Source organism: Bathymodiolus japonicus methanotrophic gill symbiont, from assembly GCF_019721995.1.
In the GTDB taxonomy this organism is placed as follows: domain Bacteria; phylum Pseudomonadota; class Gammaproteobacteria; order Methylococcales; family Methylomonadaceae; genus Methyloprofundus.
In genome coordinates this window covers 1-11,980 of sequence record NZ_BLYC01000074.1, presented here as the reverse complement: position 1 = coordinate 11,980, position 11,980 = coordinate 1, and the positions used below count along the sequence as shown (strand labels likewise).

General features: G+C 34.8%; 13 protein-coding genes and 1 pseudogene. 7 read left to right on the top strand and 7 right to left on the bottom strand.

The window, feature by feature from the left end; all coding sequences use genetic code 11:
* From K6984_RS28705 to K6984_RS35390, 4 genes are all read right to left on the bottom strand, one after another.
* Positions 1-2,280 (bottom strand): tetratricopeptide repeat protein (locus K6984_RS28705; protein WP_221898432.1); only part of this gene is annotated, 2,280 nt, incomplete at its 3' end.
* Between the two features lie 13 nt (positions 2,281-2,293).
* A complete protein-coding gene (locus K6984_RS28700; protein ID WP_221898431.1) occupies positions 2,294-5,266 on the bottom strand; it encodes an NERD domain-containing protein/DEAD/DEAH box helicase in 2,973 nt (990 codons plus the stop codon).
* Positions 5,267-5,373: 107 nt separating this feature from the next.
* Positions 5,374-5,520, bottom strand: coding sequence for a hypothetical protein (locus K6984_RS28695; protein ID WP_221898430.1), 147 nt, complete (start codon positions 5,518-5,520; stop codon positions 5,374-5,376).
* Complete coding sequence (locus tag K6984_RS35390) at positions 5,511-5,633, bottom strand: hypothetical protein (protein WP_263458913.1); 123 nt, start codon at positions 5,631-5,633, stop codon at positions 5,511-5,513. The genes K6984_RS28695 and K6984_RS35390 overlap by 10 nt, the downstream gene beginning before the upstream one ends.
* Between K6984_RS35390 and K6984_RS35385 the strand changes: the two genes are divergently transcribed.
* Positions 5,590-5,724, top strand: coding sequence for a hypothetical protein (locus K6984_RS35385; protein ID WP_263458912.1), 135 nt, complete (start codon positions 5,590-5,592; stop codon positions 5,722-5,724). The genes K6984_RS35390 and K6984_RS35385 overlap by 44 nt on opposite strands.
* Before the next feature lie 131 nt (positions 5,725-5,855).
* On the opposite strand, the gene K6984_RS28690 is transcribed toward K6984_RS35385, so the two are convergent.
* Together K6984_RS28690 and K6984_RS28685 are read right to left on the bottom strand one after the other, a co-directional pair.
* On the bottom strand, positions 5,856-6,539 hold the full coding sequence (locus K6984_RS28690) for an IS6 family transposase (RefSeq protein WP_221898429.1): 684 nt from the start codon (positions 6,537-6,539) through the stop codon (positions 5,856-5,858).
* Positions 6,540-6,567: 28 nt separating this feature from the next.
* A complete protein-coding gene (locus tag K6984_RS28685) occupies positions 6,568-7,047 on the bottom strand; it encodes a DNA-binding protein (RefSeq protein WP_221898428.1) in 480 nt (159 codons plus the stop codon).
* Between the two features lie 155 nt (positions 7,048-7,202).
* Between K6984_RS28685 and K6984_RS36825 the strand changes: the two genes are divergently transcribed.
* From K6984_RS36825 to K6984_RS28665, 5 genes and pseudogenes are all read left to right on the top strand, one after another.
* Complete coding sequence (locus tag K6984_RS36825) at positions 7,203-7,391, top strand: ParA family protein (RefSeq protein ID WP_230988345.1); 189 nt, start codon at positions 7,203-7,205, stop codon at positions 7,389-7,391.
* Positions 7,310-7,846 carry an AAA family ATPase gene (locus K6984_RS31875; RefSeq protein WP_230988344.1) on the top strand — a complete coding sequence of 179 codons (537 nt, stop codon included), beginning with the start codon at positions 7,310-7,312 and terminating at the stop codon, positions 7,844-7,846. Before K6984_RS36825 ends, K6984_RS31875 begins: the two co-directional genes overlap by 82 nt.
* Positions 7,836-8,042 carry a cupredoxin domain-containing protein gene (locus K6984_RS28675; RefSeq protein ID WP_221898427.1) on the top strand — a complete coding sequence of 69 codons (207 nt, stop codon included), beginning with the start codon at positions 7,836-7,838 and terminating at the stop codon, positions 8,040-8,042. Before K6984_RS31875 ends, K6984_RS28675 begins: the two co-directional genes overlap by 11 nt.
* A gap of 143 nt (positions 8,043-8,185) precedes the next feature.
* The gene (locus tag K6984_RS28670) at positions 8,186-9,400 is read left to right on the top strand and encodes a hypothetical protein (protein WP_221898426.1); all 1,215 of its coding nucleotides are present in this window, start codon (positions 8,186-8,188) and stop codon (positions 9,398-9,400) included.
* 664 nt (positions 9,401-10,064) lie between these two features.
* Positions 10,065-10,199, top strand: a pseudogene (locus tag K6984_RS28665) (IS6 family transposase); the annotation flags it as partial.
* A gap of 223 nt (positions 10,200-10,422) precedes the next feature.
* Here the strand turns inward: K6984_RS28665 and K6984_RS28660 are convergent.
* Positions 10,423-10,575 carry a hypothetical protein gene (locus K6984_RS28660; protein ID WP_221898425.1) on the bottom strand — a complete coding sequence of 51 codons (153 nt, stop codon included), beginning with the start codon at positions 10,573-10,575 and terminating at the stop codon, positions 10,423-10,425.
* A gap of 99 nt (positions 10,576-10,674) precedes the next feature.
* On the opposite strand from K6984_RS28660, the gene K6984_RS28655 reads away from it, so the two are divergent.
* On the top strand, positions 10,675-11,763 hold the full coding sequence (locus tag K6984_RS28655; protein ID WP_221898424.1) for a hypothetical protein: 1,089 nt from the start codon (positions 10,675-10,677) through the stop codon (positions 11,761-11,763).
* The last annotated feature ends 217 nt before the right edge of the window (positions 11,764-11,980 follow it).

The window sequence follows — 11,980 nt, the reverse complement described above, 5'->3', positions numbered from 1 at the left end:
AACAGATACATCACAATCACTAGATATATGTTGTTTTCTTAAAAGATACTTCGGTACATAGTAATCATCTATAAATGCAAAATCAGGTTTTTTAATATCAATACCAATTTCATCATCTATAATATCCTGGTAATCAATTGTTCGACCATTATCCTTATACTTAAGACTTAGCTCACCACTAACCGTTTTTATTAATGACTGATCCTCCATATCAGTAGAATTAACATCTAATATATGCAGTTTCCTTTCACACTTCTGTTTATTATATGAAGTAAAATATTTGATCTCAAGAAATTCACCAATATTTGGTCTCAGTTCTGTTTGTGAAAAACGAATAATTCCATCAAGAGTAGAATCTATTACATAATGAAATAACTTTTTTTGCTCATTGACATGATCAATGATGGCTAATGCACTCGATGCTTTATCTGTGAGATCGGCAAAAGTACAAGTAGATTTTTGGGCCTGTAATGCAATATATCTATTATTAGTTTTATCATAATGAGTTTTAAACTGTATAACAGCATTAACAATTGAGTTTCCTAATATATCAAATTTATTTGTCTTAACAATAAATTCAATGCTATTTAGATCAGTAAATGAAGATATTTCCTGCTGTTTCTTATTTTTCCACTTATCATACAACAAGAAGTCTTGCCAAGGTATATCACTATAAATATATTCCACTGTTAGATCAATGTTGTTCTCATAAAATCCTGAGTTATCACCTGTTACATTAATTTCATGTAGATGGGATTCTAGGGATTCATACACCTCAGCAGTCTTCCATCCTTTTTCTATTCTATGCTCTCTATAGGTGTTTAATTCATTTTTGGCTTCTTTTAATTTATTTACATCAATCAATAATTTCGCAAGCAATAGGTGAATATCTCCAAGAAAATCTTCATTTTTCTGAATGCTAATTGACTTACAAAGCATTGATATTGCAATCTCAGAATTAGAATCAGCCAATAATTCTGCAAATTCATGCCATACATAAGCTTGATCATTCAGATCAAGCAATATGCTTTTGTATATACATATTGCTTCTTGTGTTTCTCCAGAAATATTTAATATAGTTGCATATTCTCTCAATAGCCATATATCATTATCAAATGATGTCAGAGCTTTTTTGTACAAAGGTATTATCCAACTAAATCCTTTATTTTTATTGCCAGGTAGCTTTGAAAATTCAAATACTTTTTTGAGTGCTTTTTTGACTAAAGGCTTACTTTTATATCCATCAATTGTTTCTTCATGCCAATCATTGTCTTGAAAATTTTCAATATTCCACTTATGGAAGAAATCATAAAACCTCCAAGCATCCCTGTCGGTCATGAATCTATCTGCAATTTTTAATATTTCAGAGTGCCAATGCGAAGCTCCATAGTTTGAATATTTTGATATATAGTGATCAAACATCAGCCACAGGTTTGCAAGATTATTTTCTTTGTGTAAATTAAATATTTTCCAAAAATATGCTTCTCTGATTGAATCAATTACTAAACTTTTATCGCCAATAGCTCTCTGTAAATATTCGATATCAATTTGATTGCTATCATTGATAAGTTGTCTCAATAAGCGTTCAACTAATGAGGGATATATTTTTCCTTCATTTGACTCTTGTTCTTTATCTTCATCTCTTAAATATTCAGGATTCCATAACTTAAAAAATTTAAACAAATTGAATTGCTGATGTTTTTGTGCATAACTTATTGAAAATTTCAAAAGCACAGAATGAAGAATACTTGGTTTAGGTGTATGTAATTCTAGATATTCAATTAATAGTTTTTTTATTATATTTATTTGTAAATTGTCTTTGTTAGAATTTATGTATCTATAGATAGCCCAGCCAAAGGATTCATGATGCGTCTGTGACAACTTTCCTTCATTTTGAAGCTTTCTAAAAAGGTCTATTGCCTGAGTATGATCACCATTTTTGCTCAGGTTTTCAGCTTGTTGCACGTCTTTATAATTATCTTCTAACTTTGGTCTTAGAAAATTAATTTGCTTGGTAATAATTTCATCAGTATTTATATCTATTGACAGCAGTTGGTTAAATAAATCACTAGCTTTGCCGGAATTACTTTTTATTTCATTTTTTATAATATCAATCAATACCCAAGCATAAGCTTTCTGTATCCACTCATCTTCGGGATTTTGATTGTAAAGCTTTATTGCCAAATTATGGGCTTCCAGCATTTGTCCAGATTTTCTTAATTGAAAAACCTTTTGGCTGCTGTTTTTATCAATAATATATTGCCTGCTTCTAATAGCCATAGCACATAAATCCTTATTGTAAAGCTTTCAAAGTGGATTGATAATAATCCCAAACTTTTATATCGCTATAGTAGGTTGAGATAATGCTTGAGAAAAAACCATCGCCATCATAGTACATATCTACAACCAAACTTGACTCATTTTGGATGATTTTAATTGTATCTTTATAAGGTGTTTGGATGATATGGGCTATTTTATAACCATCATCCTTAAAAGATGAATAAATATCAGCATAAACCCTCCTTCTCCAGTCATCACTAATGAAGCCAAAATCAATAATTCCAGAATCACTCATGAATGCTTCCATCACCTCAGTTCCAAATTGCTTTGTCTCTGCCTTCATTAAGGTTGGCACTTTTACATGACCTTTGTTATTGTAGTAAATTGACACTTTGGCGGTTTGTTTATTGTCACCTTCTAGTTCATATATTTCTTGATAATTAGGATGATCTATTGACTTTATACTTATACCTTGATGTTCAAGTTTGTTGCTTACAAATTGGTGGAGTTGCATCAATATTGATGTTGTTTTATCCTCAGTGAAATTAAATTTCTTTATTAGTGTAGTACTAAATATATCTGGCTTTACATCCTTATCTACAATGAAATAGATTTTTTTATCTACTTTACTACCTGTGCTGCTGTCTTTAAACTCAATTTTCAGTAATGGTGTAATTGGTCTGTAATTAATCAGTTCAACATTGTCTTTTGCCCTCGTTAATCCCGTATAAATCCATTTGAAATATCCTTCGTTCGTTTTCCCTCTATTTTCTCCCTGATATACGTTGAACAAGACCTCATCCCATTTATAAGACATAGATTTATGGACGGTTAAGGCCCATCCATATCTTAAGTGCGCACAATTTTTATATTTTTTATATTTAGAAGAGGTATCCATAAATAACTCTTTTTCAATGTTTTTTCGGTGCTGTCGTTTGGTAGAATTAATAAGTTTCCTTACTTGCCCTTCCTTTTCTTCTAGCTTGGTCTTTACTTTCTCTCCATTTTCCAGCCTATCTTTTAATGCTTCTACTTCCTTTGATAAATCATTATATTTTTTTGAATGAATGAGCTGTTTTTGAAGCTCTGACTTCTCGAATGGATTTTTGTTTATTTTTTCATTAACTTCTCTATTCAATATGATTTTGAGTGCAATAATTTCATCTTCTGAAAGTTCTCCTTTTTCACTTAATCTGTAGTTTTCAAGACTTAAAATAGTCGCGTTATGACTAGTATCGTTGAGGGTTATACCCACATATCTGAAATTAATAGTAACTGGTTTCTTGCCTTTTGGAGTAATTACTTCTGATATAACATTGCCAACGCTGCTTACTGTTCCAAATTGACCGTTATAGATTTTCTTTTGTTCTGAAAATGGATTATTTTTTTCTTCTATTTTGAAATTATTATTAATAATGACCAAATCATTCTCTGCTAAATATTCGCCATTTTTAAGAATGGATTGCTTTATCCATAAATTTATTTTTTGTGCATCAAAATTTGAGTAGCTCAATAGATGAAAATTAGAGTTATTTTTTATTTTTTCCTCTACAATTGATAAGATTTTATTCTTTTCTAAAACCTTTAGGTTATCTGAAATTTCAAATGATAGTTGATTATAATTGTGATTCCTAATCCCATTCACTGGAATCAATGCTTGCTTGACCATTGATGAAATATCATCCTTATCAACCAATTGGAAAGCTTTTGTGGCTAATTTGTATCTTTCATCAAAATAACTAGGATTAAGAGCACTTTCTTCCTTTTTTCCCATTGATAGCTGAAATCTATCACCTATGAATATAATTTTTCTATTTGAATTGCTTAGGTCAGAAAACTTAATAAAGTCTTCCAGTAACTTGCCTGAGCCAAACCTTAAATCAATTGATTGGTGGTAATTGTCTGAAATTAATTGTGCTTCATCGACAACAAAAAGAGCCTTATTCTCATCTTCATTTTTTTTCAAAGGAACTACTTCAAGCTTTATCTTGTCAAAACTGTCATTTTCATTAACTGGTTCATTATCGTCTTGTTCCTCTTGTAATCCACCCCCATAAATATATGAGTAAAGACTATTAAATTGTGTATTACTTTCTGATAGTAAATTTGATGCGACTCTGCTTGATGATGCAAAAAATTCTATTTGTGTAATATTATTATTAAACCCTGCATCCTCTATAAAGGGTAACAGGTAAGACTTTCCACTTAATGAAGTACCTTGAAGAATAAATATTTTATCGGTATCAGATTTAATAAACTCTGTTATTTCTTGAAGGGCTGATTTTTGATCGGGATACAACCCATCAAAATTTAAGATAGTTGAAGTGCTTTCTAAAATTTCTGGTTTATTATATTGTTCAGCTGGAGAAAAAGTTTCTGCTCTGAAAATTTCTTTAAATATATCAAAAGATTTCTTTGATAATTTGACCTCTTTATCATCAATATCAAGAATATCTTTTATAGTTTCAAGGTAACTTTCAGAGTCTGTAATAAAAAAATCAATTTCATCCCTACCTGGGACTTCTCCCTTTAATTTTATAGGCTTTTGAAAGCAAATGATTTTCTTTACATGGGATGGGTTTAATTCTTCGTTACTTGAAATAATGCTAGATTTAATCGCAGAATTGTGAAAAACCCATGTGAATGCTTTTTTTTGCTGAAACAGTTGCTTGTAAGGATTAATATGACTACCACCTTTAATTCTTACGCCCCCTTGAGTTACCCACTGCCCCTCAGAAAAATCAGTGTCTGCTTGAGGTAGAATTATATCGCCGCCAAAGTTTTTTAAATCAATCAAGCAAATTGCATTCTTAGTAATTAGTAGAGAATCAATTTGTAAATTTGGAGAAATTTCACACTCTGAGTTGGCAATCAACAAGCCATCAATCGAGTATTTATCAAACAATATTTGTAGGTTTTTAACGAATTCTCTAAAAAATGTGTTTTCGTAGCTTCTTGCCGCAGAACCTCTTCTTATTTCAAGCATCTGTTTCCTTTTTTATTTCTGATGAAGGAAAATAAGGTGATGGTTCCCTTTATTTGCTGGTAAAGTCACCTTAAATTTATTATCTTTTATTAGGGGCTGTTGCCGTTTCACATAGGCAACCATAAAAAAGCACAAGCTAAAGCCTTCAAAATTCCGCCGCTGAAAATCATGGAAACGGAGCTTAGCGAAGTGGTGATTTTTAGTCCCTGATAGGCGACAGGGCAATTCGCTGATTCGACGTGTGCTAGCAGCACGCGAGAGGAGCAAGAATTGCATTCCGATAGCCGTCCAGCCAGTGAGGTAGTAATGACGAAGCGGCTTTTGTGCGTAGTCGTTGCGGACGCAGGGCGTTCAGGGCATCTCCCATCCGCTGCGTAGGTGAACGAATTATGGCGACAGGAGTCCCGGAATTTCGTGAGGTAGCATGGCGCGCCTGTTCAGTTTGTCATATCGTGTAGCAATGGCTCTGAAGTGCTTGATCCTTGCAAAAACGTTTTCAAAAAGATGTCGATATTTATAAAGGCACCAGTCAATATGGTTCTGTCGCAATAATCATCAAAAGCACAGACCTCCTGGTCTTCAGGCATAACTATCCTGCTAAAGCCATAAACTGCTTATAAGCAGGAATATTTTCCTCAGACAATTTCCCCTTTCGGATGATATGTGCCGTTTCAATTCCATCAATTGTTGCTTGGGCGGAGTGAAACGCTTTAAAGCCCATCATCGGTTTTGTTATTTTTTTGATAAAGCGATGATCCTGTTCGATGATGTTATTCAAATATTTAACTTGTAATATGTCAATCATAGTGGCAAACCCAGCGAGGATTAACAAGAGGTTAAGATTGGCTAATCCTGCATAGTTAGCGCCACTTTTATCCATAACGACCTTATCAGGAAAGCCATTATTGTTAATCGTTTGTTTGAAAAATGCGGTTGCAGCTTCTTCATCACGGTGCTCAGAAAGCATGAAATCAAGCGTATCCCCGTGACTATCAACAGCTCGGTATAAATAGGTCCACTGACCCTTCACTTTGATATACGTTTCATCCATGCGCCACGATTTATTGGTTTCTCGTTTCTGAGATTTAGCTTTTACAGCAATGGCAGGAGAATAACGGATAACCCAACGATTGAGCGTAGCATGATCCACTTCAACACCTCTTTCTTCCATAATTTCTTCAAGGTCGCGATACGAAACGCCATACCTGACATAAAAGAAAACAGCATAAAGAATGATATCTTTTGGAAAGTGAGTGCCTTTGAAGCTGAGCATGTGATCCACCTTTTATTGAAATTGATAATTATGATAGCAGATAACGTCGGGAAGGGGGATTTATGCGACAGAGCCTAACGGCGTCCTCCTGCATTTCATTTGCTTTTTTTATCTGCTCAATAGTTTTTAAATTAGCTTGCTCTAATTCACGCTCTAGCCGTGAGACTTCCCCCGCATATTCTAACAGTTCGGCCTTTGCCTTGGTTATCGCGCCCCCTGCTTCTTTCTGGATGCGTTCGACAGATTCCCCAGCCAGACCAGAGGCCGCCGCCCAAATATCAAAGGCCGCTTTATTCATGGCTTGATTAACGCTTTCAGGCATTTGCAGTAATGGCGCAGAATGCGCGGCCTGTTCATCACGCCAGAGTTTGACCATATCACCCACGGTAGAGAAAGACCCGCCTATAACACCTATAACGGCGTTTACAGTCACGTTTTTATTGTCATCCTGTAAATGGTTACAGTTAGCATTAACCGCGCTTTGCGTTACCTTGCTTTTGCGTTCCATAATTTCACTGTTTTTGTAGTATGAAGTAGTAATAATATTACTACAAAAAGATAGGATTATTTTCCTTATTTAATTATTTAATTATTTAATTTTCTGAATCTTTAATGTTATAATTATTTATGCTTTTAATTATGTAATTATATAAAGGTGAGGTTATGAGTAAAGTTATTGCAATTTTGAACCAAAAGGGCGGCGTAGGAAAAACGACCATAGCCGCTAATGTAGGGGTTTCTATCCTTAAACGAGGGCATATAGCGTCCTTATGGTGGATAGTGACCCGCAAGGCTCTTTACGGGATTGGAGCGCAACAAATGAGGGTGAGCTTGTATCTGTTATTGGTCTAGATCGTGAAACACTGGCAAAGGATATTGAAGGCGTAAAAGCTCCTTATGATTTTGTCATTATTGACGGGAGAGCCAAGGCCGAAAAAATGGCAGGGGCAGCAATTAGAGCCGCCGATATTGTCTTAATACCCGTTGCACCGTCCGCGCTTGATATATGGGGGGCTTCCGATATAACCGAGGCCATAGCCGCAAGGCATGAAGTTACAGAGGGCAAGCCCCAAACCCATTTTATTATTAATGCAGCAACCAAAAATACAAAGTTAATTGAAGAAATCAGGCCAGCCACAGAAGAAAGCGGCTTTAACCCCTTGGACACTGTTTTATATAGTAGGGAAATCTACAAGCAGACAATGGGGGAGGGGTTGACTGTACACAGCGGAAAAAACGCTGATGCACTGGAAGAAATCGAAAACTTGACCACTGAAATTATGGATATTTTGAACAATGAAAGCTAAACCAACACGTAAATATTTAACGCCCAAAGAGCAAGTTATCAAAGAAGCAATGAAAATTGCTAGTGGTGAAACGGTTACTATGACTTTTAAAGTACCCAAAGAATTACAACAAGGCTATAAAATGGAAGCTTTGAAGAGCGGGGAGAGCATGACGGATGCCTTTATTAAACACATGAAGGCGTACATAAAAAATTAAACAATTATTTAAGTCTTTACTTACTTATTCTTTTACTTATTTTATTATATAATAATTTATGTATTTAATGGTTTAATTAATAATTTCATTGTCTCATTTGAACCATTGAACCGAAAATGAACCAGTTAAAAGGAGGTTATAGCATGATTGAATTATCAAAGGCATGTGTTAAGCAGCTTGAAACAAAGGACGCTGTACTAATGCCTTATTATGATACAAGCGACCCGCGATATTTTGACAAGGGGAAAAAGAAAATGGCCGATACCAAGAAGAAACCAGCTAAAAAGAAAGCTGTTAAAAAGGTAATAAAAAAACCGCCAAGCTTACCAATAAAAAGTATTCAACATGATTTGTTTTCTGACTTTTTAACTAATGATGTAAGTGAAGTTTCAAACACGGTTGAATATTGGGAACGTATCCCTAAATATTTTTTATCACCACAGGAACAAAAAAGCCTTAGAACTGCCGAGGGTTTAGCCAAGCCTTATACACAAGAATATATATTAAGGGGGCAAAATGGCGGGCCTTTACCTTATAAAGTAAGGGTACAGCCTGCATTGATTGAACAATATAACGGCGAGTTTATGGCTTTTTTTCCTACTAAATCAGAGGAAATAATAGAGGAAGTATTAAAGAAGATTTTTACAGAACAAAATTTAGGCATACATGACGCGAGGAACTCCGAAAGCTGGGTAAGATTTAGCTATAGCATGATAAATAAGGAGCTTAGAAAGAATAAATGCAGTAGAACGCACCAACAAATTAAGCATTCTTTAGAAGTTATGAGTAAGTGTGTTTTGACAGTTTTTGAAGAGGGTGAGGAAATATATTCCAACCCGATAATTAATAATTATATAAAAGTAGATCGTAAAAAATATCTTGAAGACACAAAAGCCTTACATGTCGCGCAATTATCCGTATTTATCTCTCATGCTGTTAATACACTGCAATATAGACAATTTAATTTAAAGCGGCTTACATCATGTAAGGAGCAATTAAGCGGCTGGATACTTAGGAGGCTTATAGAGCGGTTTACTTATGCGAGTTTAATCACAACACATGATTTATATTATTCCTCAATGAAGGCCGCTAGTTTGCTTTTAAGATCGAAGCACGAGAGAAATAATAGAATAAAAGTTATAAAGGCATTAGAGGAATTACAAGAAAACGGGACAATTTATAGTTATGAAATTGAAGAAAAACGAGAAGGGCGCAAGATTGTAGATGTTAAATATAGGATTACGCCAAGTTCTGAATTTTCCAGCGAGCAAAAAGCAGCCAATAAAAGAGCTAACATCATAGAACAAAAAGCCGTTAAAAATGATCTTCAAATTGTGGATAAGTCAAAATCAAAGTAGGCAGTACACGGCACAGTAAGTAGGCAGTACACGGCACAGTAAGTAGGCAGTACACGGAACACTTGTAAAAAAACACCGACTTATGACAAAAAAATAGGTAAATTTTTCTTTGTAAGTAGGCAGTACACGGAACACTTGAGCAAAAAAGTAGGCAGTACACGGAACAGAAGTAGGCAGTACACGGAACACTTAGGGCTAAAGTAGGCAGTACACGGAACACTTAGGGCTAAAGTAGGCAGTACACGGAACACTTAAAAAATTATTTTAACTCTATATTATTGATATATAACATTTTTTTTGCTTGAAAAAATCCCCTATCCTTTCCTTTATTTAACCTTTTATATTTAACCTTGTAAAAGTGCCTTGTGGATAAGTTAAGTCAAAATTAAAAATCTGTATTTATCATCGTTTCCAAAAAATCCAAAAAAAGAAAGCCGAGCGCATGGAGCAAATGGATTTAATCGACTGGCTGAACAGTAAGCGAGTAATCAAGCAACAACCGCCAACCCAATCGACACAGCATCGCCTTTTCATCATCAAGCAGTTAAAGAGAACTTGAAGCCTTGGAGCTGTCAGCCTTCACAATTTCCGAAGCAATGACACATTATCAAAATATCTACCAAGAAAAAGCACAGCAAGCGATTTTAAAAGGTTTTGAATAGGGATGATGGGCTTTAAAGCGTTTCACTCCGCCCAAGCAACAATTGATGGAATTGAAACGGCACATATCATCCGAAAGGGGCAATTGTCTGAGGAAAATATTCCTGCTTATAAGCAGTTTATGGCTTTAGCAGGATAGTTATGCCTGAAGACTAGGAGGCCTGAGCTTTTGATAATTATTGCGACAGAACCACCATTTTTAATATAAAAAAATCAGAAAATAGACCCGATCAATGTAAGTATATACAGGGAAATTTAAATAATGAGCAAAAAGAAGGCAAAAGAAAAAGCCTATAATAAATACCTGCGTAAATTAAAAGAAGAGAAAGATAGGCAGGAACGTATCATTGTTGAAAAACAATTTATTGCAGAAAAAACAAAGCAATATCAAGAAAGAAATAACAGGCGCGCCATGCTACCTCACGAAATTCCGGGACTCCTGTCGCCATAATTCGTTCACCTACGCAGCGGATGGGAGATGCCCTGAACGCCCTGCGTCCGCAACGACTACGCACAAAAGCCGCTTCGTCATTACTACCTCACTGGCTGGACGGCTATTCGGAATGCAATTCTTGCTCCTCTCGCGTGCTGCTAGCACACGTCGAATCAGCGAATTGCCCTGTCGCCTATCAGGGACTAAAAATCACCACTTCGCTAAGCTCCGTTTCCATGATTTTCAGCGAAAGCATAACCAACAAAAAGAAAGAGAAGAGAAAAAAACCTCAAAAGAGTCTATCAAAAAAGAACGCATTAACCAGATCAGTACCCCATATGTTAATCGAATTGTAAGTCGCTTAGGGGATAATAAACAATTAGCAAAAGACTTTATTTTAGAAGAACTAGATCCAGCGTTTGTAGGGAATAGCGATTCAAAATCTTTTGTTATTAACTCTGGATTTGAAAAATCTGAGTATTTAGGTTCAATTAGTAGGGAAATTAAAGCCGTAGAGGATGGGCCTCAATTGGTAATGAACCAAATAAGGATTGAGCTTGCTACAAAGCATGGAATATCATATTGCAGTAAAGTGTTACTTTCAATAGTTGATAGGACTATGCAAATATATGCATTGGGGAAATATAAAAATATTGAAAACAACACCAGCTTAATTGGTGAAAATTTATCCCTAGATAAGAATGTGGAAGACCTTAAGGAACTCTTACAAAGCTATAGTGATATGTTACATAAGCCAAAATTATTTGGAACTGATAGTTTAAGTACTCAATTTTTAAGTGTAGCCCGAACAATTGATAAGCCATCGAAAGAGCTCTCAGATCATATTAAATTTATGACTCTGATATCAATAGCTGGCAAACGAGTAAAAACAGCATTTATTCCAGAAAAAATACTGTCAGTAATTAATACTGACCTTAAAATCGTTTCTACTGTTGATATAAAATACTGGAAAGAAGCACTTCAGGTACTATCAAAAGTAGAAAAAAACCAGAAAATATTCTACAGAGTTATAGAACTTGGACGCCAGGTTGGTGATATTAATAGTGTTTGTGCTATCAATGTAGCACCAGCTATTTACAATGCCTTTTACTTGCTATTTTTAGAATACCCTAATAAGTCAGATATTGAACTTGTAGCTAAGGACCTTAATATTCCTTTTTATGACTGCTCTTTCGTAACTGGTTCAGTATATGGGTCTATATTTGGCTATCAATATAAAGATTGGGTTTTTAAACATACGGGTATTTAATAAATTAATAATTTTATGGAGTCAATAAAATGAAAACATATAAAGTCGTAGCCAAAGATGGACGAACCACAATTATAAGTGCTTACACCTATTCTGATGCATTTCAACAAGCAACAGAATTTTGTGGTGGTGCTTTGCTATATTCCATGAATGAAATATAAAAAAGCTAACCAGACGTTCAGTTGATAGATAGAATCCACATTTATAATCCCCCAGC

Coding starts and splice junctions, on each gene's coding strand:
- K6984_RS36825 (WP_230988345.1), top strand. CDS start 7,203: ATGAGTAAAGTTATTGCAATTTTGAACCAAAAGGGCGGCGTAGGAAAA.
- K6984_RS35390 (WP_263458913.1), bottom strand. CDS start 5,633: ATGGGAGATGCCCTGAACGCCCTGCGTCCGCAACGACTACGCACAAAA.
- K6984_RS28700 (WP_221898431.1), bottom strand. CDS start 5,266: ATGCTTGAAATAAGAAGAGGTTCTGCGGCAAGAAGCTACGAAAACACA.
- K6984_RS28675 (WP_221898427.1), top strand. CDS start 7,836: ATGAAAGCTAAACCAACACGTAAATATTTAACGCCCAAAGAGCAAGTT.
- K6984_RS28690 (WP_221898429.1), bottom strand. CDS start 6,539: ATGCTCAGCTTCAAAGGCACTCACTTTCCAAAAGATATCATTCTTTAT.
- K6984_RS28685 (WP_221898428.1), bottom strand. CDS start 7,047: ATGGAACGCAAAAGCAAGGTAACGCAAAGCGCGGTTAATGCTAACTGT.
- K6984_RS28670 (WP_221898426.1), top strand. CDS start 8,186: ATGATTGAATTATCAAAGGCATGTGTTAAGCAGCTTGAAACAAAGGAC.
- K6984_RS31875 (WP_230988344.1), top strand. CDS start 7,310: ATGGTGGATAGTGACCCGCAAGGCTCTTTACGGGATTGGAGCGCAACA.